Source organism: Paraburkholderia madseniana (genome assembly GCF_009690905.1).
Lineage (GTDB): Bacteria > Pseudomonadota > Gammaproteobacteria > Burkholderiales > Burkholderiaceae > Paraburkholderia > Paraburkholderia madseniana.
This window is the reverse complement of sequence record NZ_VOSW01000110.1, coordinates 1-24,063: the sequence shown is the minus strand read 5'-3', so window position 1 is coordinate 24,063 and position 24,063 is coordinate 1. Positions and strand designations below refer to the sequence as shown.

General features: G+C 61.5%; 30 protein-coding genes, 1 tRNA gene and 3 pseudogenes. 14 read left to right on the top strand and 20 right to left on the bottom strand.

Annotation, left to right across the window (positions count from 1 at the left end):
* Positions 1 to 8: 8 nt before the first annotated feature.
* Positions 9 to 212 (bottom strand): hypothetical protein, encoded by a 204-nt coding sequence (locus FSO04_RS37770; RefSeq protein ID WP_074290261.1) that lies wholly within the window; start codon positions 210 to 212, stop codon positions 9 to 11.
* Between the two features lie 4 nt (positions 213 to 216).
* Positions 217 to 1,239, bottom strand: coding sequence for a DNA-binding protein (locus FSO04_RS37765; RefSeq protein ID WP_154566565.1), 1,023 nt, complete (start codon positions 1,237 to 1,239; stop codon positions 217 to 219).
* A gap of 168 nt (positions 1,240 to 1,407) precedes the next feature.
* Between FSO04_RS37765 and FSO04_RS37760 the strand changes: the two genes are divergently transcribed.
* Positions 1,408 to 2,583 carry a tyrosine-type recombinase/integrase gene (locus FSO04_RS37760; RefSeq protein ID WP_154566564.1) on the top strand — a complete coding sequence of 392 codons (1,176 nt, stop codon included), beginning with the start codon at positions 1,408 to 1,410 and terminating at the stop codon, positions 2,581 to 2,583.
* A gap of 151 nt (positions 2,584 to 2,734) precedes the next feature.
* Here the strand turns inward: FSO04_RS37760 and FSO04_RS37755 are convergent.
* The 4 genes from FSO04_RS37755 to FSO04_RS37740 all read right to left on the bottom strand — a co-directional run bounded on the left by FSO04_RS37755 (position 2,735) and on the right by FSO04_RS37740 (position 4,485).
* Positions 2,735 to 2,807 (bottom strand) — tRNA-Lys (locus tag FSO04_RS37755).
* 49 nt (positions 2,808 to 2,856) lie between these two features.
* Entirely contained in the window at positions 2,857 to 3,420 is a 564-nt protein-coding gene (locus FSO04_RS37750) for an Hsp20/alpha crystallin family protein (RefSeq protein WP_154566563.1), read from the bottom strand.
* Positions 3,421 to 3,585: 165 nt separating this feature from the next.
* On the bottom strand, positions 3,586 to 3,993 hold the full coding sequence (locus tag FSO04_RS37745) for an Hsp20/alpha crystallin family protein (RefSeq protein ID WP_154566562.1): 408 nt from the start codon (positions 3,991 to 3,993) through the stop codon (positions 3,586 to 3,588).
* A 24-nt stretch (positions 3,994 to 4,017) separates the two neighbouring features.
* Positions 4,018 to 4,485 (bottom strand): Hsp20/alpha crystallin family protein, encoded by a 468-nt coding sequence (locus FSO04_RS37740; RefSeq protein WP_154566561.1) that lies wholly within the window; start codon positions 4,483 to 4,485, stop codon positions 4,018 to 4,020.
* Positions 4,486 to 4,727: 242 nt separating this feature from the next.
* Here FSO04_RS37740 and FSO04_RS37735 point away from each other — a divergent pair, with 242 nt between their 5' ends.
* Together FSO04_RS37735 and FSO04_RS37730 are read left to right on the top strand one after the other, a co-directional pair.
* The gene (locus FSO04_RS37735) at positions 4,728 to 5,111 is read left to right on the top strand and encodes a hypothetical protein (protein WP_154566560.1); all 384 of its coding nucleotides are present in this window, start codon (positions 4,728 to 4,730) and stop codon (positions 5,109 to 5,111) included.
* Between the two features lie 212 nt (positions 5,112 to 5,323).
* The gene (locus FSO04_RS37730; protein WP_154566559.1) at positions 5,324 to 5,701 is read left to right on the top strand and encodes a hypothetical protein; all 378 of its coding nucleotides are present in this window, start codon (positions 5,324 to 5,326) and stop codon (positions 5,699 to 5,701) included.
* Positions 5,702 to 5,759: 58 nt separating this feature from the next.
* On the opposite strand, the gene FSO04_RS37725 is transcribed toward FSO04_RS37730, so the two are convergent.
* Positions 5,760 to 6,824 (bottom strand): glycosyltransferase family 4 protein, encoded by a 1,065-nt coding sequence (locus FSO04_RS37725; protein WP_154566558.1) that lies wholly within the window; start codon positions 6,822 to 6,824, stop codon positions 5,760 to 5,762.
* Positions 6,825 to 6,981: 157 nt separating this feature from the next.
* The gene (locus FSO04_RS37720; RefSeq protein WP_154566557.1) at positions 6,982 to 7,170 is read right to left on the bottom strand and encodes a CsbD family protein; all 189 of its coding nucleotides are present in this window, start codon (positions 7,168 to 7,170) and stop codon (positions 6,982 to 6,984) included.
* 378 nt (positions 7,171 to 7,548) lie between these two features.
* On the opposite strand from FSO04_RS37720, the gene FSO04_RS37715 reads away from it, so the two are divergent.
* Positions 7,549 to 8,028, top strand: coding sequence for a PRC-barrel domain-containing protein (locus FSO04_RS37715; RefSeq protein WP_097389073.1), 480 nt, complete (start codon positions 7,549 to 7,551; stop codon positions 8,026 to 8,028).
* Here the strand turns inward: FSO04_RS37715 and FSO04_RS37710 are convergent.
* Together FSO04_RS37710 and FSO04_RS37705 are read right to left on the bottom strand one after the other, a co-directional pair.
* A complete protein-coding gene (locus tag FSO04_RS37710; RefSeq protein ID WP_154566573.1) occupies positions 7,927 to 8,517 on the bottom strand; it encodes a BPSL1445 family SYLF domain-containing lipoprotein in 591 nt (196 codons plus the stop codon). The two genes, FSO04_RS37715 and FSO04_RS37710, sit on opposite strands and share 102 nt — an antisense overlap.
* Before the next feature lie 146 nt (positions 8,518 to 8,663).
* Positions 8,664 to 9,371, bottom strand: coding sequence for a glycosyltransferase family 2 protein (locus tag FSO04_RS37705; RefSeq protein ID WP_097389071.1), 708 nt, complete (start codon positions 9,369 to 9,371; stop codon positions 8,664 to 8,666).
* Between the two features lie 1,339 nt (positions 9,372 to 10,710).
* On the opposite strand from FSO04_RS37705, the pseudogene FSO04_RS47920 reads away from it, so the two are divergent.
* The 3 genes and pseudogenes from FSO04_RS47920 to FSO04_RS37695 all read left to right on the top strand — a co-directional run.
* Positions 10,711 to 10,992: pseudogene (locus FSO04_RS47920) on the top strand (AI-2E family transporter); the annotation flags it as partial.
* A 173-nt stretch (positions 10,993 to 11,165) separates the two neighbouring features.
* Positions 11,166 to 11,576 (top strand): hypothetical protein, encoded by a 411-nt coding sequence (locus tag FSO04_RS47915; RefSeq protein WP_233465147.1) that lies wholly within the window; start codon positions 11,166 to 11,168, stop codon positions 11,574 to 11,576.
* Between the two features lie 134 nt (positions 11,577 to 11,710).
* Positions 11,711 to 12,958, top strand: coding sequence for a DUF2252 domain-containing protein (locus FSO04_RS37695; RefSeq protein ID WP_154566556.1), 1,248 nt, complete (start codon positions 11,711 to 11,713; stop codon positions 12,956 to 12,958).
* 159 nt (positions 12,959 to 13,117) lie between these two features.
* Here the strand turns inward: FSO04_RS37695 and FSO04_RS37690 are convergent, their stop codons facing one another.
* The 5 genes from FSO04_RS37690 to FSO04_RS37670 form a co-directional block, all read right to left on the bottom strand.
* Entirely contained in the window at positions 13,118 to 13,663 is a 546-nt protein-coding gene (locus tag FSO04_RS37690; protein WP_154566555.1) for a ferritin-like domain-containing protein, read from the bottom strand.
* Between the two features lie 847 nt (positions 13,664 to 14,510).
* Complete coding sequence (locus FSO04_RS48875) at positions 14,511 to 14,882, bottom strand: hypothetical protein (RefSeq protein ID WP_233465143.1); 372 nt, start codon at positions 14,880 to 14,882, stop codon at positions 14,511 to 14,513.
* Between the two features lie 30 nt (positions 14,883 to 14,912).
* Positions 14,913 to 15,512 (bottom strand): SAM-dependent methyltransferase, encoded by a 600-nt coding sequence (locus FSO04_RS37680; protein ID WP_154566554.1) that lies wholly within the window; start codon positions 15,510 to 15,512, stop codon positions 14,913 to 14,915.
* On the bottom strand, positions 15,509 to 16,534 hold the full coding sequence (locus tag FSO04_RS37675; RefSeq protein ID WP_154566553.1) for an acyl-CoA dehydrogenase family protein: 1,026 nt from the start codon (positions 16,532 to 16,534) through the stop codon (positions 15,509 to 15,511). The genes FSO04_RS37680 and FSO04_RS37675 overlap by 4 nt, the downstream gene beginning before the upstream one ends.
* 297 nt (positions 16,535 to 16,831) lie before the next feature.
* Positions 16,832 to 17,305: a PRC-barrel domain-containing protein gene (locus FSO04_RS37670; protein WP_154566552.1), complete on the bottom strand. Its 474-nt coding sequence runs from the start codon at positions 17,303 to 17,305 to the stop codon at positions 16,832 to 16,834.
* A 681-nt stretch (positions 17,306 to 17,986) separates the two neighbouring features.
* Here FSO04_RS37670 and FSO04_RS47905 point away from each other — a divergent pair.
* From FSO04_RS47905 to FSO04_RS37650, 4 genes are all read left to right on the top strand, one after another.
* Positions 17,987 to 18,553 (top strand): transposase, encoded by a 567-nt coding sequence (locus FSO04_RS47905; RefSeq protein WP_233465142.1) that lies wholly within the window; start codon positions 17,987 to 17,989, stop codon positions 18,551 to 18,553.
* Positions 18,554 to 18,558: 5 nt separating this feature from the next.
* The gene (locus FSO04_RS37660; protein WP_097389062.1) at positions 18,559 to 18,951 is read left to right on the top strand and encodes a PRC-barrel domain-containing protein; all 393 of its coding nucleotides are present in this window, start codon (positions 18,559 to 18,561) and stop codon (positions 18,949 to 18,951) included.
* A gap of 268 nt (positions 18,952 to 19,219) precedes the next feature.
* A complete protein-coding gene (locus tag FSO04_RS37655; protein WP_154566551.1) occupies positions 19,220 to 19,498 on the top strand; it encodes a uracil-DNA glycosylase family protein in 279 nt (92 codons plus the stop codon).
* Positions 19,499 to 19,634: 136 nt separating this feature from the next.
* Positions 19,635 to 20,537 (top strand): YihY/virulence factor BrkB family protein, encoded by a 903-nt coding sequence (locus FSO04_RS37650; protein ID WP_154566550.1) that lies wholly within the window; start codon positions 19,635 to 19,637, stop codon positions 20,535 to 20,537.
* Between the two features lie 38 nt (positions 20,538 to 20,575).
* Here FSO04_RS37650 and FSO04_RS37645 read toward each other — a convergent pair whose 3' ends face one another.
* Both FSO04_RS37645 and FSO04_RS37640 read right to left on the bottom strand, forming a co-directional pair.
* Positions 20,576 to 20,839, bottom strand: coding sequence for a zinc-binding dehydrogenase (locus tag FSO04_RS37645; protein WP_168435978.1), 264 nt, complete (start codon positions 20,837 to 20,839; stop codon positions 20,576 to 20,578).
* Between the two features lie 65 nt (positions 20,840 to 20,904).
* Positions 20,905 to 21,151 (bottom strand): annotated as a pseudogene (locus FSO04_RS37640) (DUF6723 family protein).
* A gap of 287 nt (positions 21,152 to 21,438) precedes the next feature.
* Between FSO04_RS37640 and FSO04_RS37635 the strand changes: the two are divergent.
* Together FSO04_RS37635 and FSO04_RS48405 are read left to right on the top strand one after the other, a co-directional pair.
* Positions 21,439 to 21,765 (top strand): annotated as a pseudogene (locus FSO04_RS37635) (MgtC/SapB family protein); the annotation flags it as partial.
* A gap of 37 nt (positions 21,766 to 21,802) precedes the next feature.
* Entirely contained in the window at positions 21,803 to 21,937 is a 135-nt protein-coding gene (locus FSO04_RS48405; RefSeq protein ID WP_267905074.1) for a hypothetical protein, read from the top strand.
* Positions 21,938 to 22,073: 136 nt separating this feature from the next.
* Here the strand turns inward: FSO04_RS48405 and FSO04_RS37630 are convergent, their stop codons facing one another.
* Both FSO04_RS37630 and FSO04_RS37625 read right to left on the bottom strand, forming a co-directional pair.
* The gene (locus tag FSO04_RS37630; RefSeq protein ID WP_154566549.1) at positions 22,074 to 22,577 is read right to left on the bottom strand and encodes a DUF421 domain-containing protein; all 504 of its coding nucleotides are present in this window, start codon (positions 22,575 to 22,577) and stop codon (positions 22,074 to 22,076) included.
* A gap of 113 nt (positions 22,578 to 22,690) precedes the next feature.
* A complete protein-coding gene (locus tag FSO04_RS37625) occupies positions 22,691 to 23,287 on the bottom strand; it encodes a ParB-like protein (protein WP_154566548.1) in 597 nt (198 codons plus the stop codon).
* 168 nt (positions 23,288 to 23,455) lie between these two features.
* Here FSO04_RS37625 and FSO04_RS37620 point away from each other — a divergent pair, with 168 nt between their 5' ends.
* The gene (locus tag FSO04_RS37620) at positions 23,456 to 23,614 is read left to right on the top strand and encodes a low affinity iron permease family protein (protein WP_414693505.1); all 159 of its coding nucleotides are present in this window, start codon (positions 23,456 to 23,458) and stop codon (positions 23,612 to 23,614) included.
* A 203-nt stretch (positions 23,615 to 23,817) separates the two neighbouring features.
* Here the strand turns inward: FSO04_RS37620 and FSO04_RS47170 are convergent.
* Positions 23,818 to 24,063 (bottom strand): hypothetical protein (locus FSO04_RS47170; protein WP_199203094.1); only part of this gene is annotated, 246 nt, incomplete at its 5' end.

The following is a 24,063-nucleotide window of genomic DNA, read 5'->3' as shown; positions in this document are numbered from 1 at the left end:
GGTCAGCGTCAGAAGAGTTGATCGTTCAGACCGGCCAGATTAGCCCATTTCACCACGCTGCGGAACGACCGGCCATTGACGTCGACCGATTCGATCACCGCGCGTTGACCGCTCGCTTCAGCGATCACACGCACGATGCGATCGCGATACCGCATCAGGGCGCCGATCGGTGGACAGACGGCCTTCTTCCTTTTCCGGGCGGTCGGGTTCATGCGCTTATCCCGGCTTCTTCGCCGATCCCGCCTTGCGGGCCGCACGAGGCTGCTTGCGGGCGGTTACCGTGACAGCCCCACCCCTGCGACCTGAGCTGCGCGGGGCGACCGTCCCCGTCATCTGCTGTCGCAGCAACCCGAGCTCACGCGCATAACCGGCGTTTGCGTCTCGCACGGCCACCAGGCTACCCTCGAGGACACCAGCCTGGTGCCGCGCATCGGCAAGTTGCGCCTGCACGGCCTGCAGCTCGCTGCGGTGGCGTGCCTCGCCCTGCTCCGTGCGGCGCGTCGCGGCGTCGAGTTCCTTCTGGAGTCGCGCGCCGGCAACCCGCTCACGCTCGATCTCGAGCAGCGCCCGCTTCTCGGTCACCCGTAGTCGCTCCTCCGCCAGTCCGGCGCTGGCCCGCAGCTTCTCGAGCTCCTCCGAGAAATCCGTCCTCGCCTGCACCAGCGCCAGGTCGCGCGCGGCGTTTTCGTCCTGCAGCCGCGTGATTTCCGCTTCGAGTGCACGACGCGTGGCCTCACTTGCGGCCTGCCCTTGCTCAAGTTCCTGGATCCGGACCTGGGCGGCGAGCAGCGCGCTGGTGCGCTGCTCGAGCGCGGTTTCGGTCCGGCCCAGTTCGCCCTGCATCGACGTGACAGTGTTCTGCGCGGTGACCTTCTCTGCCTCGGCTTCGACCCGCAGCGCCTCCAGTGCCGCCTGCGCCGATGCGGTCGAGCGCGTCCACAGCGTCGCGACCAGTTCGCCGGCGGCGGCCTGCAGGTCGGCCGGCAGGTCCGGGTGGTCGATCCGCACGCGGCTCTTTTCGCGCAGTTCGGCCCAGAACTCGCCCAGCACCTGCGTCGGCGTGCTCATGCTGCCGCGCTTCACCAGCTGGTAGAGCCGGTTCGCGGTCGGCGTAATGCCGAAGCGGAAGAACAGCAGCGCGCAGACCTCGCGGTACAGCTCGCGGGTCTTCGGGAATGCGGCCTTCAGGCGGTCGATTTCGGCGGCGAGGCGGGTTTCGTCGGGCAATGCGTCGGACATCGGGATCGATCTCGGTCATTTGACAAAATAATATAACGTAAACCGTTAAATTTCTATCATCTGTGGCTATAATTTTGACATTAATCCTATAATGTTGAAATTCAATGGCGGGAGTGCGACAATCGCCGCGTGACACTCCGAACCCTGCCCGCACCGGCCCCCACGCCCATGAAAACCGTCCTGATCGCGCCGCGTCCCCTCGACGTGCTCGAACTGCCCGCCGATCTCGACGGCCGGGACGGCACCAACCGCGCGCACGGCCACGCGCAGATCGCCGCCCGCGATGATCTGGCCGCGGTACGCGCGTGGCTTGCGCGCGTCGCCGACAAGAAAACCACCTTCGAGAACTACCGCAAGGAAGCCGAACGGCTGCTGCTGTGGGCGATTGTCCAGCTTGGCAAGCCGCTGTCGTCACTGACACACGAGGATCTGCAGGCATTCCGGGAATTCCTGAAGGACCCGCAGCCGCGCTCACGCTGGGTCGCCGAAGGCGGCCGCAAATTCCCGCGCCACGACCCGCGCTGGCGTCCGTTCTATGGTGAACTGGCCGCGAGCAGCCAGCGTCAGGCGATGGTGATCATCAACGCGCTCTTTGCGTGGCTGGTCGAAGCCGGCTACCTGGCCGGTAACCCGTTGTCACTGTCGCGCCAGCGCGCGCGCCGCACGAAGCCGCGCATCACGCGCTATCTCGACCGCGAACTGTGGCAGGAAGTGAAGCTCCATATCGACAGTCTGCCGAAGGACACGCCGCGCGAGCGGGAGCGCTACCTGCGTGCACGGTGGCTGGTCACGCTGTTCTACCTCGGCGGTCTGCGCATCTCCGAGGTCAGCGGCAACACCATGGGATGCTTCTTCTGCCGGCGCGACGCAGATGGTCACGAGCGCTGGTGGCTCGAGGTGCTCGGCAAGGGCGACAAGGAGGGGCTCGTGCCAGCCTCCGCGGAAATGATGGTGGAGCTTGGGCGTTACCGGCGCGAGCGCGGCCTGTCCGCCCTGCCCGCCCGGCATGAGGACACGCCGCTCGCGCTGCCGCTGGGTAAATCCATGAAGCCGCTGACCCGCGCCGCGCTGCACACGATCGTCAAGGGCATCTTTGCCGGCGCGGCCGGACGGCTGCGGCTGCGCGGCGACGGGTCCGCGGGCCAGGCGGATCTGCTCGAACAGGCCTCCGCACACTGGCTGCGGCATACGGCCGGGTCGCACATGGCCGACGGCGGCGCCGATCTGCGTACCGTGCGCGACAACCTGCGCCACGCATCACTGACGAGCACGAATCCGTACCTCCACACGCCCGACGAAGAGCGCCACCGGGAGACTGAGGAAAAGCATCGCATCGGCTGGTAGGTTTCGCCCGACTGTTCAGTGGCGGGTCACAGCGATCGGGAAACCTCTGCTCCTTCCGACAGCCCGCACCCCGGATCGTTGGCGCGCATACGCAATATGCATCTGTGAATTCCCCCGGCTAATGAACGCTCGTGGCCGGCGCATCGGGAGTTGGGCCGTACTGGATTCGAACCAGTGACCAACGGATTAAAAGTCCGCTGCTCTACCTGCTGAGCTAACGACCCAGGCTACGCCCATTCATTCACCTCCTAAACGCCACGTCGCCGCCCAACGTTAGCCAATATCGATCGTGCGGCTCTCGGATCGCAGCGACTCCTGTTTCGGCACGGTCAACGTAAGCACACCCTTGTCAAACTTTGCGAGAGCGTGGTCGGAGTCGGCGTTTTCCGGCATCGGGATCGTGCGCGTGAAGGCCCCGTATGCGCGTTCAAGCCGGTAGCAGCCGTCTTCCTCGCTGTGCACATCCTGCTTTTTCTCGCCGCGCAACACCAGTGCCCCATCCTCGACGCTGACGTTCAGATCCTCCCGCTCCATGCCTGGCAGCTCGACAGTCACGCGCAGTATCTTCCCTTCGTCAACCACGTCGATGCGCGGCTGGAAACGCGATGAACTGAAGTCGCCAAACCATCGTTCGAGCGCGCCACGCGCCGCGAACGGATCGTGAAAAAAATCCTCCATGGCGCGCCACGGATCACGGGGGAAAAGTCGCGAAATGTCAGGCCACGGACCACGCGACGGTTCGCTGTCGGGCGGGCTTTGCCCACTGCCCGCCTCCGGCTTGCGTCCTGCACCGCGAAGAAATTTGAAAGGGTTCCACTTTTTCGGGTCGGCGTTCATCTCATGCTCCTCGATGGTCTGGCAGGAGAACAGGCATTCCGCGATTGCGCCCTCACTGCAACGTTTCTGCTGACGTCTATGGACTGCGCCTCCGCGACCCCGGGCGGTGGCGACCTGGCGGCCGCCACCGGTTTTTCTCCTGTCGTCGATGCTGGTCTTCCGGGCTCAGTTCGTCTGCACCTCGATCCGTCGCGGCCGTGCTTCGTCGCGACGCGGAATCGTCAGCTTCAGCACGCCGTCCTGCAGGTTTGCATCGATCTTCGATGTGTCGAAGTCCGGGCTCAGCGAGAACGCGCGCGCGAAATGCGGTTCACGGATCTCGGCGTGCTGCAGCCGCAGACCGGCGGGTGTGGGCACGACCGCTTCGGCCTCGATGTAGAGATTGCCGTCGTGCACCTTCACGTCGAGTTTGTCCTTTGTGACGCCTGGAAGGTCTGCCCACAGCGTAATGCCCTGGCTGCCCTCGAACACGTCCACGGCCGGTGTGAGCGTCATCCGTCGTGCCGGCTGGTCGCCCTCGCGTCGTGCTACTGATTTCTGGTCGCGTTCAGCAACCTGTGTCCTGTCGTTCATGGCCTGCTCCTCGAATGACTGGCATTACTGCACGGTGATGGCCCGCGGCTTCGACGCTTCGCGCTTGCCGACGGTGATCGACAGGCAGCCGTTGGTGTAGCGGGCCTGCACCCTGTCGGGGTCGGCATTCTGTGGCAGTTCGATCACGCGGCGGAACGCACCGGTGAAGCGCTCCTGCGCGTAGGTGCGGATATCGTCGCGGGTCGGGTCGCCGTGGGTGTCGCCACTGGCCTCCGGCCGCGCTGGCTTGCGCTCGCCGGCAATCGTCAGCAGCCCCTTGTCGATCGACACGTCGAGTTCAGCGGCGTTAACGCCCGGCGCGAATGCGACTATCTCGATCGAGTCGTCGGTCGCGCCGATGTTGACCTGCGGGAAGGCGCCGAGGCGACCGGCGCGAATGCTGGACGGGAAGCCGCCGAACAGGCTGTCCATCTGCCGCTGCAGACGGTCAAACTCACTGAACAGGTCGGTTCCGGAAAAGAGATCACTCATCGTATCCTCCTTCGATGCAGCGAGGAGGCGAACGGGCCTACGCGCTCCAGTCCGCCTGCCAGGCCGCTGGCAAACAAATCGAAACACGCAGCGCACCGGATGTAACCGGCGCATCTGCCTGAGCGAAATCAAAGATAGAACCTACGGTGAAAATTTCAAGGGGCGGGGGTGAAATTCCGGTCTTGAAAATCGCCTGCCAAATCCTATTATCGCGGTGCACTGCTACGGAACCGGAGGACACCATGGAATTCGATTCAGACTGGCTCACGCTTGGCAGACACCGCGTCCGGCTGCGCTCGACCAGAGGTTTTCCGACGGAATTGATGCGTAGCGTGGCGGAGGTCGTGCAACTCGCGATCGACAACAACATGAGCGCCCGCGCGCGGCTGGTCGAGATCGTCTTCCAGCAGGAACAGACCTACGATATCGCCGTCGGCACGACCCTGATGGAAGACAGCGTTTGTGCACCGCACCTGGAGGCGGCCATCGCGGTCGTGCTCGGCCTGCTGCCGGAGCAGGTGAACATCACCGTGACGACTGTCAGTCAGGATGAAGTCAATCTGCACTTCGGCGTGTACGAGCGCATGCTGGCCGAGAAGCTGGGCGTTGTGCCGCCAATCCAGTGACCGTAGGGTGATGGCCTTGCTTGGCGGCGGCAGCCGCCCCGAGGCGGGTCACAGGGCGCACCCGAGCGAGCACTCGTCGGGCTTTCGTATGCCCGGCGGGAAGGCTGGCTAATAGTTGTGCTGTGAAGGGTGCGCTGTGAACCGCGTCTGAACCGGACCAGCCAGCCTTCGGGACGCCCGGGACGGTTCACAAGCCAGATGGGAGCAGCATCATGAAAAAACGCGCGCAGGCAATGCTCGGGGCGGCCGTCCTGGCCGCCGCCGGCTCAGCAGCTACTGTGGTGGCTGCTGAGCCACCCCTGAAAACGTTGCCGTTGCGACAGGACATCTGGATCACTGGCACGATCCAGCGGGGCAGCGAACAGGACGTGCCGGGCGACCATACGTCGCTCCGGCTGGACCGTCCGTCAACCTCTCCCTGCAACGACAGGGTCGTGACCGACATCGTGCTCGGCAAGGCTGGCGCACCGGACCCTTTGCTTCTGCTGCCTTATCTGGGGCAGCGGGTCGCCGTCAGGGGGCGCGTCATCTGTCCGGATTCCGGCATCCGTTTTACGCCGACGCCGGACTTCGTGTTTCCGATCTACTGACGGCAGGCGCGGCACAGCCGGACCGGTAACGGTGCGGGGCGATGGAATTCCCGTCCGGTCAGCCGACGACGGCCTGACGTAATGCCGGCGATCCTGCTGTCTGGACGAGCGCTGTATAGATGCTCATGTAATGCTGTGCCATGGCCCTGGCGGTGAAGCGGTGCACGAAGGCCGCACGGATTTCCGTTCGGGACAGCATGTCGAGGCGTGTCACGGCATCGACCGCTCCTGTCACATCATCGACGATATAGCCTGTCACACCGTGTGAAATCACTTCCGGTACCGAGCCCCGATTGAACGCAATGACGGGCGTGCCACATGCCATCGCCTCGATCATCACCAGGCCAAATGGCTCGGACCAGTCGATCGGGAACAGCAGCGCGCGGGCGCCCGAGAGGAATCCGGATTTCTCTGTGTCATCGATCTCGCCGACGAATTCGATATGCGGCTGCGACAGCAGCGGCTGGATCACGTCCCGGAAGTACGCTTCGTCGGCCCTGTCCACCTTCGCCGCAATCTTCAGCGGCAGTCCGGCGCGGGCGGCGACCTCGATGGCGAGATCAACACGTTTTTCAGCACAGATCCGGCCGAGGAAAGCCAGATATCGCGGTTGTGCCGAAGACTGTGGCGTCAGCAGCTTTTCCGGCAGACCGTGATAGACGGTGTCGAGCCAGTTCGCGTGCGGCAACGGGACCCGCTGCGAATCTGAAATCGATACGACCGGCGCCTGCGGGAACATGTCGAACACCGGCTGCAGTTCCGGCAGATCGAGACGCCCGTGCAGCGTGGTCACGAACGGCACGACGAGCTGCGAAAACGTCGGGAACGGCAAATAGCTCAGATGGAAATGCAGGACGTCAAACGTATGGGCGACGCGCCGCACCTTCTCGAGCAGCAACAGGTGCGGGGCAAACGTATCGGAGATTCCAGGATCGAGCCGCAGGGCGTGCGGCCAGGCGGCTTCGAGATGCGCGCCTGTCCGTGAGTCACCGCTTGCGAACAGGGTGACGTCGTGCCCCAGCCCGACCAGTTCCTCGGTGAGGTACGACACCACGCGTTCCGTGCCGCCGTAGAGCTTCGGCGGCACCGCTTCATGCAACGGCGCAATCTGCGCGATACGCATCTGGCAACTCCGTTCAGGTACTTCGCGCAGACCGTGCGCGTATAAGGACGCGACAGGAGAAACGGAAACGGGCCAGCGAAACCGTACGTTGGCCCGCGCATCGACAGATCAGAACGCCGTCCTGAGCGCGGTCCTGACCTGTCTGAGGACCCTCTTTTCAGACGGGCTTCCGGGGCGTATCCTTGACGGCTTCCTTGACATCGCCCGCCTTCTTCCGTGCTGCGCCCGCCGCTTGCTGGACATCGCCCTTGACTTCCTGTTTCGTATTGCCCGTTGCGTGTCCAACCGCCTCATTCACCTTGCCCTTGACCTTCTCCGCCGTCCCCTTGACCTGATCCTTGTTCATGGCCGACCTCCAGTGCAAAACTGATCCATGGATGGGTTACCGCCCCTACCGGGCAGGCTCAACAATTTGCGCAAACGGCGTGCCTGGCCGCGCCGTTGCCGCTGCGCCATGTCACCGTCTCCGTCCCCGCCGGACCGATAAAGTGAGTGCATTGGGGAGTACGAAATTACATTGCGTGATACAACCGGCGCGCTCCGCGCATGACGACTGTCGGCTCGCCGCAATGAGGCGCAAACTGAGAGTGGCAGGAGCGCGTGCAGTGAGCAGCATGGCTTTCGCCGCGAACGGCACGATCGCGCCTGGCGGCCCCATTCGCTCCTTCGTTGACTGACACGTAGCGAGGTCGATACGAAGTTCGCGATCGTTACGTGCGCGCTGATGCTCGCCAACGCTTTTGTCACTGACACCCTGCGGGCCCAGGGGACGGTGCAATCGATCAACACGACCCGGGGCGATGTCGTTCAGCTGACGTCCGGATACAGGGCCTCCAGGGTCATCGGCTCGACCGTCTACAACGAGCGCACGGACACGATCGGAACGATCGACGATCTGGTTGTGAGCCCCAAAGATCGCGTGACCTACGCCATTCTGTCCGTCGGTGGTATTCCCGGTCCCGGTACCCACCAGGTCGCGGTGCCCTTTGACAGTCTGCACGTCGTCGATAAACAGATGCGTTTGCCTGGCGCCACCCGGGACTCGCTGAAAGCATTGCCCGAATTCAGATACGCGTCGCCTGGACCGCCAGGACCCAGCGTGTCAGATCCTGAGCCGCGTGACCTTGGTGCCTTCCAGCGACACGCCGGCCATCAGGCCCGCATTGGTCAGCACGAAGGCCTGTATCGGGTCAGTCGCGGTTGACGTATCGATATTGCCGTTCGCCCCGACCTTCACCACGGCGACCGTCGCGTCGGCGCCGACGGCCCAGCCATCGCTGTTGCGGAAGCGGTCGAGCGCATCCTGCGTCATGAACAGGAAAATGATCGCCTTGGACTGCGCGCCGATCTGCAGACCGAACGAGCCGCCCGCCGTGCTGTAGTAGCCGGCCGTCTGGCCACCCACGCGCAGCGCGCCTTCGCCGTACTGCCCGCCGATCCAGAAACCGGCCTGGGTGACCGACGGGAACACCAGCACACCGCGCGCTTTCGCGACGAGTTCGCGCGAACCACTGGCGGCGGTGTACGGTCGCGCGAGCGTTGTATCGACACCGGCATTGATGGACCGGCGCTTATCGGCATTTTCCGACGTGTCCGATCCGGATTTCGGGGGCGTAGTCGTGCAGCCAGCCAGACCGAAGCCGCCCGTTGCGAGCGCCGCGCTCGCGCTCAGAATGAACTGTCTCCTGAGCATCATTGTTCTCCCGAGATATCAACGATCAACGCGAAGTGCGAGCTTCGAGGTTCGAGCAGGCACCTTCGCGTACTGCGTCAGTCCGTCGTGAAATTGACCCTGCGCGCGTGGCGAACTATCCGTGCCCCGTGCACAACCTTCCTTGTTCACTCTGGCTCGAATTCATCGAGCAATGCGGCGCGGGGCCAGCCCAGTGGCGCCAATCGTCTGCTGACCCCCCGCAACGTTGCACCAAATCCCCGGCGAGCCCGGCAGTCCATCCGTGCGCTTGTCACGACACGCGTCGATGCGGTCCACGCGATAGTGGCGCCGGTACCAATCAGCGCCTGGACGAAGGCGACATCTTCGTTAGATTCAAGCAACGGGAATCCGCCCGCTCTAAGGTATGCGGTCGCGGAGACACCGAGATTCGCGCCATGAATATGATGGTGGCCGTCAGCGTCGCAGTATGTCCTGAGAAAGTCTTCCCGCACCGCGTCGCAGTGCCCTGACCAGTCGTGAACGCCGATTATGCCGCATACCGCGTCCGCGCTGCAGCGCAACTGCTGGACAAGCCAGTCTGCAGGAACCACAGAGTCGGCATCCGTGAAGGCGAGCCATCGCGCACCGCTTTCTAGCGCAGCGCGCGCGCCCGTCGCGCGGGCCATGCCGATATTGCGGCCCGCGACCTCGATGATCTGCGCACCCAGTGACGCGGCAATCTGGCCCGTATCGTCCATGCACGAGTCCAGCACCACCGTCACCTGCACGTCCTCGCCGCCGAGCTCCTTGTGGCGCGCCGCCAGCATTGCGGCGCTAACGCACTCCCCGATGCAGCAGCCCTCGTTGTGGGCCGGAATAATAATGCCGATCATTTTGCACTCCGTTTTGTTGTTCTGTCCGTGCGCACACGGACATGACGGACCGATGAAAAAGCACTGCCGCGTTGAGCCGGCTGTACTGATGGCGGATAGAAGGTGGCAGTGCCAAGCATGTGTGCGCTCAGAACGCATCCTCACACGCGCCCTAGCTCGCCCTGTCTTCTCTTCTCTACATGGTCCCACGGACCAGCAATTTCTGGACCGAGCGCGAGATGTGGCCTGTGGTTTTCTGCGGTGGAGTGCGGGCGCATACTGTCCATCGCGATCGGTCGCAACTGTCGGGAGGCGTTCCGTACGTTTTTCAGACCGGCATCGCCCGATTTTCCGGTGGACCGGCGGCACTGCGAGTTGACGGTCTTTACCACTTCGAGCACTGGCATGATCGTTGCGCAGCACCGGTAACGCCTGGTGGAGTTCGCCGCGACTACGTCGAACCTGCGAGCGCCGATTCCCCTCGTCGCGCGAATCGTCAATCGTCGGCAGCGTCGCAGACATGATGGCTGCGACCACATGGCGGCATGTGTCGGATGAGCGCGTTCCGGGAGCGCCCTTCACGTTGCACTGCCTCGCATGGCAGCTGCCATGTGCCGGCCACGGACGCTTCATATTTGACGCCACCGCGCGGCGCGTCGGTGCCGCACGCGGTTTCAACAGGTACCACTTGCCTTCATGCGGATTCACAGGGCGTTAGGTTAGTGCACGAGTCATTCGCCCGCACGTGGAACCGGGTGGCAACCCACGACGTCATGAAGGGCAGTACAACTAACCTGAGACGAACGACCGATTGCTATGGAATGAAGGCGGCCGACGCCGCACTGCACTCTCCGGCGCGCCACAGGACGCCTTCCGCCCACAGAGCAGTATCGGAACAAAAAATGACTCACCATGAAATCAACCGAGAGATTCTGCAGCTGGAAAATCTGTTCGGACATATTTTCGCCGTCGTACTGGCGCAGTCGCCTCGATTCCCTCCATGCGGTAGTGCTGCTTCCAATGCATCGCGCGCGGCAAATGAAGCTCGATGCATCGTTACGCGTCATGGAGCGATCAAGTTAGGGCATGCCCGTGAAAATCCGATCGGGATGGTTCGCTCCCGCTCTCTGAGCGCCCTTGCCCGATTGCAACGAGGTTCGTTCGTAAGCCACGCGGTTCTCTCATGTTGGTACCGGTTGACCCGATTTGTAATCCGTGTCCCACCGCGAGACACAGAAAGGCAGTGTCCATGGCCTGCCATTTCCGGCCCAGTCGGAACCGAATACGTACCAGACCGCCAGACCCGTTCTATGCCGGATAGAACGTGTAATGGCGCGTTATACCCCTCCTGCAAGCTTAGATGACTCCGAATCCGCCACGATGGCCAGCGACAAAGGTGGCGCCTACGGATGCCCCCCATCTCCGAGCGTTGACGTCCCTTGTTACCTCCGTCGTTGTAATTTTCGCCCTGGATCTTGAACGGGTCGTTCTAGTCCCAATCACGCTTGCGGTCCTGCTCAGCTTTCTTGCGGCACCGTTGGTCGATTTGCTTCGGCGTCTGAAACAGGCAAAACTACCTTCTGTTGTAGTTACGGTCCCTTTGGCGTTGACTCTGATCGCAGGTGTAGGAACCCTGCTCGGCGCCCAGATCGCCCAACTCGCGACCGAGGCACCTCAGTACCAGGCCGCCATAGAAAAAAGATCGAGCGTGTGCAAGAGTCGACAGTTGGACGAGCCGACGCGTTTCTCGAGACCGCATCAAACGCGCTCGAGCCCCTCTCGCGTCCCACCAGGGCAAACGGCGGAGGCAGTCCCGTGTCGGCGCGACCGGCTGAAAAAGCACCGATGCCCGTGGAGGTCCACGAGCCGCCTGCGTCGCCCATCTCCCTGGCACAGCAATTCCTATCGCCAGTCGTCAACCCCCTTGAGACCACCGGCATCGTTCTGGCGGTTGCCACCTCTATCGAGAAACTGGAATTCATCGACGTGCTTTTCGGGGATCGCCCACCGCTCACTCCGCCGACCAACTTCTATCAACGGATACTGGCAGACGATCCCCAGGAAGCGCTCCAGCAAGCCGAGACATTGTTGAAGGAAATGCCCCTTGTCGAGTACTACGACTCTGTCGCCCTTGAAGGGCTGAAGCTTGCCCGGAACGCCCAGCCGGCGACTTTGCGGAACAGTCGGGTAAGGAAACGGGTTGTGGGCCAACTGCCACGCGAGTGAGCGAAATATCGCCGGACACGAATTAAGCACAATCTCCCTGACATACCGGGCCCGCGCGCGCCAATAACTTTTGGTGCATTCTATCCAGCAAGCGATGCCTCTGGACCACGTCCACTTTATCTCGAGATCACGCCATGGCCAAAAAGCAAACCGACGAAAAGAAGCGTACCGGCGGTGAGAAACTGCCTGACTTCAAAAGCCGGCAGGCCATCCTGCTTGCCACACGTAACGCAAAAATGGCGCGGTCAGCCCATGCCTATGTCCGTGGGAACACCACGCAGTTTTACGAATGGCTTGATGCAAGTGACAATAAAGCTTTGCCCGAGGGCCCCGCGATATGGATCTGCGGAGATTGTCACACCGGCAACCTGGGTCCTGTTGCGGATGCCCAGGGCCGCGTCGAAGTTCAGATCCGGGATCTCGACCAGACCGTTATCGGAAATCCCGCCCACGATCTGATTCGGCTAGGGCTATCGCTTGCGACCGCCGCGCGTGGTTCGGACCTGCCCGGGCTGACCACGGTCCATATGATGGAGGCGCTCGCCGATGGATATGAATGCGCGTTCGACAAGGCCGCAAAGGGAAAGCATCTCGATCTCGGCGAAAAGCCAGAGACCGTGCGGGTTGTCATGAAGGAAGCGGTCCGCCGATCGTGGAAGCACCTGGCAGTCGAACGCCTTGAAGACACCAGGCCGACGATCCCGCTCGGCAAGCGTTTCTGGCCCCTCACGAAGGATGAAGCTGCACAGATCTCCTCATTGTTCGAAAAGGGTGCCATCAGCCAGCTCGCCACCAGTCTGCGGGGACGCAGTGATAACGGTCAGGTGACCGTGCTAGATGCCGCCTATTGGGTGAAAGGGTGTAGTTCGCTTGGCCGGCTGCGCTATGCCGTGCTACTCGACGTGGACGGCGGTGTGGTTGAGGGAGACGACCTTTGCCTTGTCGATATAAAGGAAGGGATAAAGGCGGCAGCCCCTCGATACTCGGGCGCAAGCATGCCACGCGACAACGCGGAACGCGTCCTTGAAGGGGCGCGCCACCTGTCGCCGTTTCTAGGCGAACGGATGCGCGCAGACCGATTGCAGGACCGGTCAGTGGTCATCCGGGAATTACTTCCGCAGGACATCAAACTCGAGGTTGAACAAATCAGTCAGGCCGAAGCGATGGATGTGGCGCGCTACCTCGCGCAGATCGTCGGTAAAGCACACGCCCGACAGATGGATCACGGCTCCCGCCGGGCCTGGCTGAAAGAGTTGAGGCGCAACCGTTCCAAGACCATTGATGCCCCCCCTTGGCTATGGAACAGCATTGTCGAACTCGTCAGTAGTCACGAAGCTGGATACCTCGAACATTGCCGCCGATATGCACTAGCCGGAATGTAGTCAGATACGGCCGACGTAACGACGTGCACCATGGCCAAGTCGGGACTCTCGCCCGCCGGCACCGCGCTACAGTCGACTCTGAACGCGCGGGCCGCCAGTTCTGGGAGCCTACAGATAGATTGAAATCGACTTTGCCCCGCTCTTGCGTGGGCCGTCCGCTCAGCTCTTTGCCGCAAGGCCTCCGAGCAAATCCGCCATGTCGTCAGCGTGTTCTTCTTCCACTGCGAGAATTCCCTCCATCATGCGCCGCGTCGTCGGGTCTTTTTCGCCGAGGTACTGGATGATGTCGCGATAACTGTCGATGGCGATGCGCTCAGCGACAAGGTCTTCCTTGATCATGTCTACGAGGGATGTGCCTTCCACATATTCAGCGTGGCTCCGGCTCACCAATCCGTCGGGTGCAAAGTTGGGTTCGCCACCCAACTGGACTATGCGTTCTGCGATCTGATCGGCATGACCCTGCTCCTCGTTCGAATGGACCAGAAACTCATCTGCGACGCTTTTGGATGACGGTCCCTTTGCCATGAAGTGATGGCGCCTGTACCTCAGCACACAGACGATTTCTGTGGCCAGCGAGTCGTTGAGTAATTTCAGGACAGTTTCGCGGTCCGCCTCGTAGCCAGCCGTTACCGCACCTTCGTCGATATGCTGACGGGCACGCTTGCGCAAGGTCTGGACGTCCGTCAGGAAGGGTTTCTGGGACATGAGAATCTCCTTGAAATTTCAATAAAAGACATTGATCTACACATCCGCTGAGACCGACCAGAATGACGGCGCAAACGCGGAACGATATGTCGTATTCTCCGCCAGCTCACGGCAGGGAGCCACACAGAGGCATACTTGAACTCGGGTAAAGACTTCAAAGACTGATCGCGGCGCCAGACGGTACAACCTGCCTTCAGTCGACCTGATTGCCGCTGGACGGAACCGCGATCTGGGCCGAGTGGAATCATTTTTATGTCCAACCAGCAGCAAGGCACGTGCCCCCGCAGTGCAGCACGGGTAAGAGTGGCGACCTGGAATGGAATAGACAACGCCCAACGTACCGGGCTGCAATGAAATGAACCGTGAAGAAGCGTTGGCATGCGATCGGCTAGAGTCACGGGCACCGCGCCGAGTAGTTGCGACGGTGCAACCGCGCTTATCCGAGCGCGTCCAACGGCAACGGTTGGATGCACGGACAGACCACACTGCAGAACGTCCTGTCCAGTAATGTCGGGAAGACTTCCATCGTCCACGAACGGACAAATGATATTTCCCGCTTGAGCGATTTACGGCGCGTTTCAGCCAGGTGGGCTCCAGCGTCGGTGTACTGAACACCATAACGATCATGAATGTAGATTCGACCCGTTGCGTCGCGGCAAACGAACGGGATCTGTGGCCTTGACCCTGCGAAGCCAACCCTGCGAAGCCAACCCCGTGACCCATAGCCAGCGGACCGCACTCCCCTCCAGACCCAGCTCCGTCCAGACACGAATCAACCGGTGACGGTTTGCAGTATCGCTGTGCGTTGCCCGCCGTGACGCAGCGCCCCAAAGCTGTCGACGCATTTCTACGCCATGGTCCTGGCACCGAAGCGCCGTTCGAACTGAGCCAGTATTTCCGTTCGCGACCGTTCGTTGAGATGTTGCAACGTACGTATTGCACTCTGAACGTCTTCGCAGATATAACCGATGGCGCCGTGATCGATCACCTTGGGTACAGAGCCACAATTGAATGCGACGAAGTATTCCTGGTCGACCTTACCGGTCTTTCGAGCAGTCAACGCATCAGATCCCAGTTCCTGGTCCAATGCATGATCGATGAAGTCTTCTTCGCAACAAGCACGTCCAGCGTCTGCATAGCGACTGTTACGGCACGATCGCTGGGCGCGCGCAGCCACAGACGGCGGGCTGACGAAAGAAGATACCCAGCGGCGTGTCAAGGCGCCTAATTCCTCGCATCGCGATGCCGATCACACCAGGCCCTCCCATTGCGCGACGGAGCGAGCGCACTTTGACCAGAGTTCGAGTGTGAAATCCGGTTCCACGTGTTCAACCATTCGATGCAGTAATCCGGGCCGATGGAACGCGTTCGATATGTCGTCAACTGTCTGCGCCCATGGTTCGATCGGGTACCGCCAGTGGCAACTCACTACGTAACCATCGTCTGTCAATGACAACAGCACGTGCTCGACGAGTGACGCGAGTTTGCGTGGCGCGAGGTAATACGCCAGTTCGCTGAGCACGATCAGGTCGAATCGTTCATGGGGCCAATGCTCAGGCATCTCAAGCTGCTCGACGCGTGCCCCGGGAATGCCAATGAGGCGATGGCGGGTGAGCTCGACCGCACGCGATGAAAAATCCGAACACAACAGCCGATCGCAGCGCGCGGCAAGTTCCGCTGCAATTGATCCGTTGCCGCAACCCGGCTCAAACCCATGCCTAAAACGCTCGCGTGGTAGTGCGGCCAGCATGAGCGCGCGCTTTCGCCGCTCGTACCAACTGATGTTGCACCGCCAGGGGTCATCGTCGCGTCGGAACTTGTCGTCAAAATACTGTACGCGCGTCGTCATAGCGACCACTCATCGTGATCGCGCGCAACCGACTGGCCGAGCGCAGCGAGGTCATGTTCCGCGTGGCTCTGCCGCACAAATACTGGCAAGTCGGCACTCATCTGCGCAAACCAGCGGTCGCGGCAAAAGGGCGTTGCACCCAACGCACGTCCTGTCGCCTCCAGAACCGTACAGACCGCCGCTTCCGTCACGCTGCGGGCACGAAGCGCGACTATCATTGCATTGCAGTGCGGGTTATCGTCGATCCACGCGGCCGTCTCGCGCAGTACTGAGGCGGCGCCGGTGAGCGCGGCATCGACCGTCCCCAGGTGTGCGCGCCTGTAAGGATCGTCGCGACGCACGACCGCGCGACGCAAGGTGTTCCCAAGCGCAGCTGCGGCGCCATACCAGCAGGCCGCAATACCCGCTGCACCCTGCCAGAATCCCGGGCGGCTCAGATACTCGCCCGATACGCCGACAGGTGTTGCGGGCACGGCGTCAAACTCGACTTCAACACTTTGTGTTGCTGCCATGCCGACCGCATGCCAGCCCCGTTCGGTTACATGGATACCGGGTTGCCGAAGGTGGACTGCAGCAAGCCATTTTTCCCCGAGCGAGTCGCGGCAGGTGACAAGCGCGTCGGTGACGAAGGCCGCTCCTGAGCACCACGCTTTGGTGCCAGTGAGTGTCATTACCGCATCGCAGTCGCGGTCCGCCCGCAAGACTGCGTCAGGAGGCTCGGCCGCCCACACAGCCCAGATGCCCCCGGGCGTGAGCGCCATCGGAGCGCGTGATTCGGCAAGAATCGCGAGCGCGTCCGTGTGCGACTCATAGATTTTTACGAGCGACAGGTCACGGCCGGCGATCGTCGCCAGGACACGCCAGCGCGCCAGCGTGGCGCCGCGGCCAGGCAGCGGCAAGCGGTACCCTGAACCGGTCAGCGCTGCGCTCGCCCCCGCGAGTGCGTTGACGCTTCGGCACGGAAGATCCAGCTTGGCCAGAACGCCATCAAGTACAGAATATTCATTCGGATAATTTGGCATGACATATCAGACAGCATGGCTAGCCGCTTTCCAAGATCTCGGACAATCTGAAGCCCACCACATCGCGTTGGGCATTGACGCACCAGGGGCAGCATCGCTTCCGACGCTGGGTCTTCGCTCGTCGGCACCTGGCGTGCAGTGTATTGGTGCCTCAGTCGGTGACGATGATCCAACTCGGACGCCGACTTGCATCCGTGTGCGCAGGCTGAATCAAGCCCCTCGAGTAGAATCAGGTGGCGAATTCACGTGAGGCGGAGATGTCAGTTCCTCTGACACCGCCGTCTGTTTGCCGTGCAGTTAAAGGTCGCGGGGGTCTCCTTCGACAACATCCCGCGTGGCCATCCAGTATGGCCGGCGGTTGTAGTATTCGTGCACCGAAGAACCCCACTGGGGGTCCACCATCGAAGGCCAATGGTCCTTATCGAATCCGGGCGCGTTTTTGATGCGGTCCGCGGTCATTTCGAACAGGCGGAAGCACTTCTCGTCCGTATCCAACGTGAGCGCGCTCCATGGGATAGCGTGCAGCGTGTCGCCCATTCCGAGAAAGCCTCCGCTCGACAGCACGGCATACGCGATGCGGCCGCCGCGCACATCGAGCATGATGTCCGCGATCTTGCCTACATGTTCACCATCCGACGTGAAGACCTTGTTGCCGTCGAGCGTGGCTGCGGCCATTACGTATGGGCCGGGGCCGTCGCCGCTCGCGATGCCGACGATGTGCGCGCCTGTTCCAGTTGACGGTTGCTGGATGCTTGGGTCTAGTGCGGTCATGATGTACTCCTGCTGGATCGGACCTTATTCCGAGCAATCGGCATGCCGCACCGTAATGCGGTCAACGAATTGCACGGCCCGCCGGTCGTCAACGGCCCGGGCCGTGCCTCCCATTCAGGCGGCGCTCTTCCGAAGATCGCAAACTTACGATCGCAGCGGGTGAACGCGCACAACGGATCTGCAATTGCGTGGACTTCAGGATGTCGACACGACGCTCGCGCTACCGAAACGGAAGAAGATGTGACGTCCAGTCGTGGTCGCTGGCACGCGCAAGCATTGGCGAAAGCGCCATGCGCAAATGAGCCGAGCATCTTTGCTACATACGGCTATAAGATGAAACCGAACGCTGGTGGCCGGGAATGCCCGTTGCGTGAGGGGTCACATGGACGCTTACACCTCGTCAATTGGCGACGGCGATACCCTGTCAAAGAAACTTCTGCTAGCAGATGATGACCACTCCGCGTGTGCTGCGGTCGGGCTATTTTTCGAGTCCGAACAGTTCGAAGTGAAAACGGCGGATGACGGAATCGAAGCGCTACCTCTTTGCACGACCTGGCACGCAAGCGCATGCAGCTTGTACAGCAACGCACCCTGCACATCCTGAGTATCGAAAGCCTGCTGGCCAGACAGTTGAACCTGCGCATCAATGGTGAACACATATAACGTCTCGACGACGCCGCGGTGCAGGCACTCGCGCTGCCGTTTCACGTCGAGCGCGCGCTGATGGCGAACCTGGCGGTCTTGCGCACGCTACGCGGGGAGATTCCCTCCCTCGAAGCCATTCTTCATCAGAAAGTAAAATTGCGCTCGGAGTTTCGCGTCCTCAAGACCACGCCAGGCATCGGCGACTCGCTTGCCGCAACCATCATGCTCGAGACAGGGAGCATCACGCGATTTCCCGGCGTCGGCCACTTCAGCTACTACTGCCGTTGCGTCGAGAGCGAGCGGATCTGCAACGGAAAGAAAAAAGGTGAAGGCAATGCCAACCCGCCCCGTGCTCGCACGACTTGCCGTTTGCAACGGACTGCGCGGCGGCAACGTGGCGTGCAGAAAACGCTGTTTCTTGCTGGGGCCTGCCACCCGGGCACGTCGTTAAGCTTCGCGCGGCATCGTCGATGGTCAATCGTTCCTCCAGTTTGTCCAATACTAGCCAGGTTGGGCGGCTTAACGCCGACAGCGGGAACAGTAGCAGCGCGCGGCATGATTTTTGCATCTGGCACTGTACATGCGCTAGCCGACAGAAGGTGAACACCATGATTCAACGAGTGACCACGCTTGTTTCCGCGGGACTGCTCGCCGCGATTTTCACCACAGGTGCCCTGGCTCAAGGTGTGCCTCAATCCATTACGGAGAAGCGGACCGATGTCGTCCAACTCTCCGCTGGGTACCGAGCCTCCAAGCTCGAAGGCGCAACCGTCTATAACCGCGAAAAGGACAAGATCGGGACAGTGGACGACCTCGTCGTAGCGCCGAATGACAGCAGCACTTACGCGATTCTGTCCGTGGGAGGCTTTCTGGGGATGGGCAAGCATCTGGTGGCGGTGCCCTTCCGCGATCTCCAGATCGACCGGCGGCAGCTCATCCTGCCGGACGCAACGAAGAAGTCCGTGGAGGCGCTGCCCGAATTCAAGTACGCGCCTGAGTAGGCGCGGGGGCTCGCCTTCGGCGACGAGCGGCGAGAAGTCTCGCGACGGCTGCGCCCAATGGCCTGCCCCTCGCAAATTTTTCAAACCACAGGCACTCAAGGCCATCGGCGTCCAGCAGCAATCGCAACTCGTCGGATGCCCCCGGGTAATCGTCGAGTACGAGCACGCGCCCATGCGGCACCGAAGCCGCCATGCGAACGCGGAACGCGGCTTGCTTGGTTATGAGCGTCGAACTTTTGGACAAGAGCCGGCGTAACGCGAAATCGATGTGTACGGCCATTGGCTCGAACAGGAACTGACTACGGTGGGCGCGCGGGTGATTGTCGCGTTGGGCGTCACCGTGCTGAAAGACCGCAATGCGCATCCGCGGGACGCGCTCGGCAACGTGGTCGTACATGGAGAACGGCTCGTGGTGACGACCTATCTCCCGTCGTTCGCGCTGCGCGCACCCGATGCCGCCACGCGTGAGCGCACATACAGCGCCATCGTCTCGGGTCTGCGCCACGCGTGCGAGTTTGTGCACGAGCGCCGCGGGTCCGACAGGTAACTCAGGCGAACTGCCTCGGCCGCTGTGTTCAGTCCACCCGCCATTCCAACAAGGAGCCCTTCATGCCTGTCGACCATCCGCCACCCGCCGTGCCCGTTGCGCCCACTGCGCGCGTTTCGGCGCTCGCGCCGCAGCCATGAGCGTCGATACGCTGCACCGCGCGCGCAGCATTGCACGCCATCCGGGCGCTTTCCTGTTGCAGACGCTGAAGGCCTTTCGCGCCAATCAGGGCATGTTGCTGGCGGGCGCCGTAGCTTACTACGCTCTCCTTTCGATTGTTCCGCTTCTGATCCTGATTGTCATTGTGCTGTCGCACGTGGTGGACCAGCGCCTTCTGCTCAACACGCTTGCACGTTTGCTGCGCTGGCTGGTGCCGGGCCAGGCCGACGCGCTCGTCCATGAACTCGCTAATTTCCTCGCGCACCGCGCGGTGATCAGCTGGGTGCTGCTCGTGACGATGTTCTTCTTCAGCTCGCTTGCTTTCACCGTGTTGGAGAACGCGATGTCGGTGATCTTCGTGCATCGGGTGGCGATCCGCCGGCGGCATTTCATGCTGTCGGCACTGCTGCCGTATTGCTACATCCTCTTTCTCGGCGTCGGCCTGCTGATAGTCACGTTTGTTTCCACTGGCTTGCAGGCGGTCGGCGCGCAAGGTATCGATCTGTTCGGCCGCCATGTTTCGCTGCAGGGATTTTCGCGCGCGCTACTGTATCTGCTGGGGGTGGCAGGAGAAATCTTCGTGCTGACATCGATTTACCTCGTCATGCCGGTTGGCCGCCCCGTGCTTCGGCACGCGTTGTTCGGCGGCGTGACGGCGGCCCTACTGTGGGAAATCACGCGCCATATGCTGGTCTGGTATTTCGCCACGTTGTCAAAAGTCGGCGTAGTTTACGGCTCGTTGACGACTGCCATCGTGATCCTCTTCAGTCTCGAATGGCTTGCCACGCTGCTGCTGTTCGGTGCCCAGGTGATCTCCCAGTATGAGTCTTTTGGCATTGGTGCCGGGCCGCCGCCCGAACAGGGACTCACCACCCGCTGAATTGCGCCTGCGCGGCAGGATATTCCATCCGTGCCGTATCACCGCTTTGCGGAATTGATCGGGAAGCGAAGGCGGTTGTGTCCGCGTATATGGCCCTTGTCGATCAACGCGGAGATTGCGATTGGTTGGCCGCCATCGGGTCGCGCCGTGAAGCGTTCGCGGCGCGCGCCACGGCGGGACGCTTCGGTTTGCGACGGTTCGGCGAGCATCGAAATCAGCGCGCCGCCTTTCGCAACCCCGTTCCACGAGCGCGTCTGCGTTTCGCCGCCGACCAGGTTGAATACCGGATCGACCTCGGGCACGACGTGCCTCGAATCGTGCGCTTACATGCCAGAGCCGCCACGTACGCCGCGTACTATCAGAGGCGTTACTCTTCGGGCACAGCCCGGTCTGCCGCAACGATCTTGCGGCCATACTCCACTGCCGCCTCACGCGCTTCGGCCGGCGTCGCGAAAGGTCCGATCTGCGGCGCGCCGTCGAACGGGAACAGAATCTTCCGGTCAGACTTCCTGATCACCCTGAGGCTGCCCATATATCGACCGTCGCCAGTGCCACTGGTAGCTCGCGTAAATCTCGAAGTCGCCGTCGGAAACATCCGCCTTATGTCGCGCCATTGCTGATTCGTCGTTCATGTTCTTGAGCCGCTCTTCCTGCTCGACGCCGCCGACTATGCGACCGGCACGCGCCGTGCACCGGGTTGCTTCAAGTGCAAGCGTGAACGACTCGAGGAGGCCATGATCTGGCAGGGCAATCCCTATTCCCGAAGTCCGAAAACACTGACGAATCGGTTTGGCATGTGCCTTGCGTGTCCTCTGTCTGACTTGTCCGGCTCGCGGCAGCCGATCGGCAACCACCAGTATGCGAAGCGTCAATCGACCGCCCAGTAGAGAGCCCCACTACCATGCAACCGATGCCGCTCGTCCCCGGCTGGCAAGACTTCGCGATCCGGTTCGCTGTGGCGCTCGTCGCCTGGCACCGCGATCGGCCTGAATCGCGGCGAATCGTGCAAGGCTGCAGGTTTGCGCACGACCCTGCTGGTTTGCCTTGCCGCGCGTATCGCAATGGTTCAGGTGACCGCTTTGCCGCCGCAGACCGGCAATCCGGATCATTCGTTCGCAGTGCTAGATTTAATGCGCCTGCTCTTCGCATCCTGACCGGCGTCGGTTTCACCGGTGCGGGTGCAAATCTGCGCAAGGACGGTCTCATTATGGGTGTGACGACCGCCGCGACACTGTGGTTCGTCACCGTGATCGGACTATGCGCTGGTGGTGGTCGGATCGCGCTGGCGGGGGGCCAATACCGCGCTCGGCCTGAACGTGCTGCAATTGCCAGGTGTGCTCGAACGCCGCCTGCCGCACACCCATCGTGCGTGGCTGACGGTTGAATACGCCGAGGAGTAAGCGAACCCGCGGCGCAACGAACAACGAACAAGAATACGCGATCACACAGCCGGACGATCCACTCGCAGGCAGACGTGTGTCTCGAAAGTTTCAGCTCCGCAGACTGCAGGCAGCGCGAACCCTCAGCGCCGAGCGCTTACGGTCGCGAAGGGTCCGTCTTTCGGATAATACTTATCTCGCCGTTGCGCTCGAGAATCGCACTTTTCACCCTGTCGAGGGCATCGGAGCCGAGTTCCTGGCGAACTGTCTCAAGGACATCGGTTCGGGTTATCAACGCTGCCAGCATCTCATGTTCGTTAAATCGTCCGTCACCGTAGACCTCTCGCTCAACCCCTACCACTAACGATTCCAGCGTCCGAGAGCGAATACACGCCCAGGCGATGGCACGATGGATCAGAACGATGACAAGCGATGCGACAAGGGTCGGGACAGCGGGCGACGCGCCAACAATAGCTCGGCTCAGTGTCGCACCGAGCAGAATGGCAACAACATAATCGAAAGGCGAGCGCTGTCCGAAGGAACGTCGCCCCGATATCCGAATGAAGACCAGAGCGGCAAAAAACGTAGCCGCTGCGCGCATCGCCATCTGTAATGAAGAAAGGTCCGTTCCCTCTCCGAAAAGTGCAGTGAGTATTTGCATATCTGTCTCCTCCTGACCGACACATTCCGGTGGATGATGGGCATGCCCGAGCCCAATGGACGCAGCAGGAAATTGCCCCGTCCTGGAGTGACACTTCGTAGCTTGCAGTTGTCTCAGGAACGTGGCTCGCCGATGTAGCCCGGCAACCCCTCCGCGACTGAACTCTTTGCCAACTTCAACGCCTGTCGTTCTACGGAAGCAAATTCTTCGTCAGTTCCGGGATACGGAAGATAGGTGCGAAACAGGTCCGCCCACCGGAACTCTTCGAGGGGCACCGTCGTCTTTTCGTAGCCGCCAGCGTCCCGAACCGATGCCGCGAGGCTGCGATATTCGTCGTCGGCTAACGCCCAGACGTGGTCCGGTATATCCGCGAAGTTTCTGCGCTGACCTCTGGCGTCGTACGGGTAGGTCCAGCGCTGGTTTTCCATTGACAGCCAGAACTCCCCGTAGGATAGCGACGACAAGTCGGCAACCAGCACTGCCGGCATCGTCTTGATCCCGGCACGCCACAAAGCGGTCGCGACGTGATGATGATCAATCGCAAAAGGCGAACCACCAGGACCCAATACGACAGGAACAGGCTTTTCCGCTATTGCCATCTCAAGGTCATGGCCGGAAAGCGATCGATAAAACTGGGTCTTCTGACGTATTTCGCGCAGACCGTGCGTCAGTTGGGTTGGGCGCAGGTTTTTGATGGTTGCAGTATTCAAAGCTCCTCCCTCTTTGGACGGGGGAATTCCTCGGCCCATCATAGGCGGCACGGTGATGCTGCCCTAAGGCCACGGCTAACGGCTGGTAATGCTTCAGCTCGACGATGCTTTGCTCAACTGCGCTTGCGACGTCAAATCCGCCCATGCCGAGCATACGAACGTCGATAGTTGCAACTCCTCGACGAAGTTCCGACATCAGAAGGATGGCATCCCCGCGAGTTCGACAAGTTCGCGAGTCTGGTCACCTGTTGGGCCGGTTCACCGGTCGCCTTTTGCCTGGCCGTGCTGACCGCAGTCGCATGGGTGGTGACCGGGCCGATGGCCTAACCAGAGCCTGCATCAGTAGAGGGAGAATCCTCGAAGCAGACGGTGTTTGGTCGCAGCGGCGAACGCCAACGTCAGGACGAGCGGGGTCGATGCTCCTAACAAGCTACTCACCAATCGGAAGTATTACACCGGCGGTCGGCGTCATCTCACTATGCCTGAAACCGCAATACGTGCGACCGCCAGACATCGTCAAAGCTGACCTTTCAACTGCCACCCGAACCCGGATTGGCGGCCGAGGCCGGCGTGGCCGCGCTGGACTTCTTGTGCATCTTCTTGTGCGGAGTAGAACCAGCGGGTGCCATGCTATTCGCCCCGGACGCGCCCGACACAGTATCGGTTGAACCACTTGCGTTCGGTTTGCTCATCCCCGTGCCGCCTTGCCCCCCGGCCGCCCCGCCGCCGCCCGCACCTTGTGCGTAGACGGACCCTGATATACCGACAAATAATGC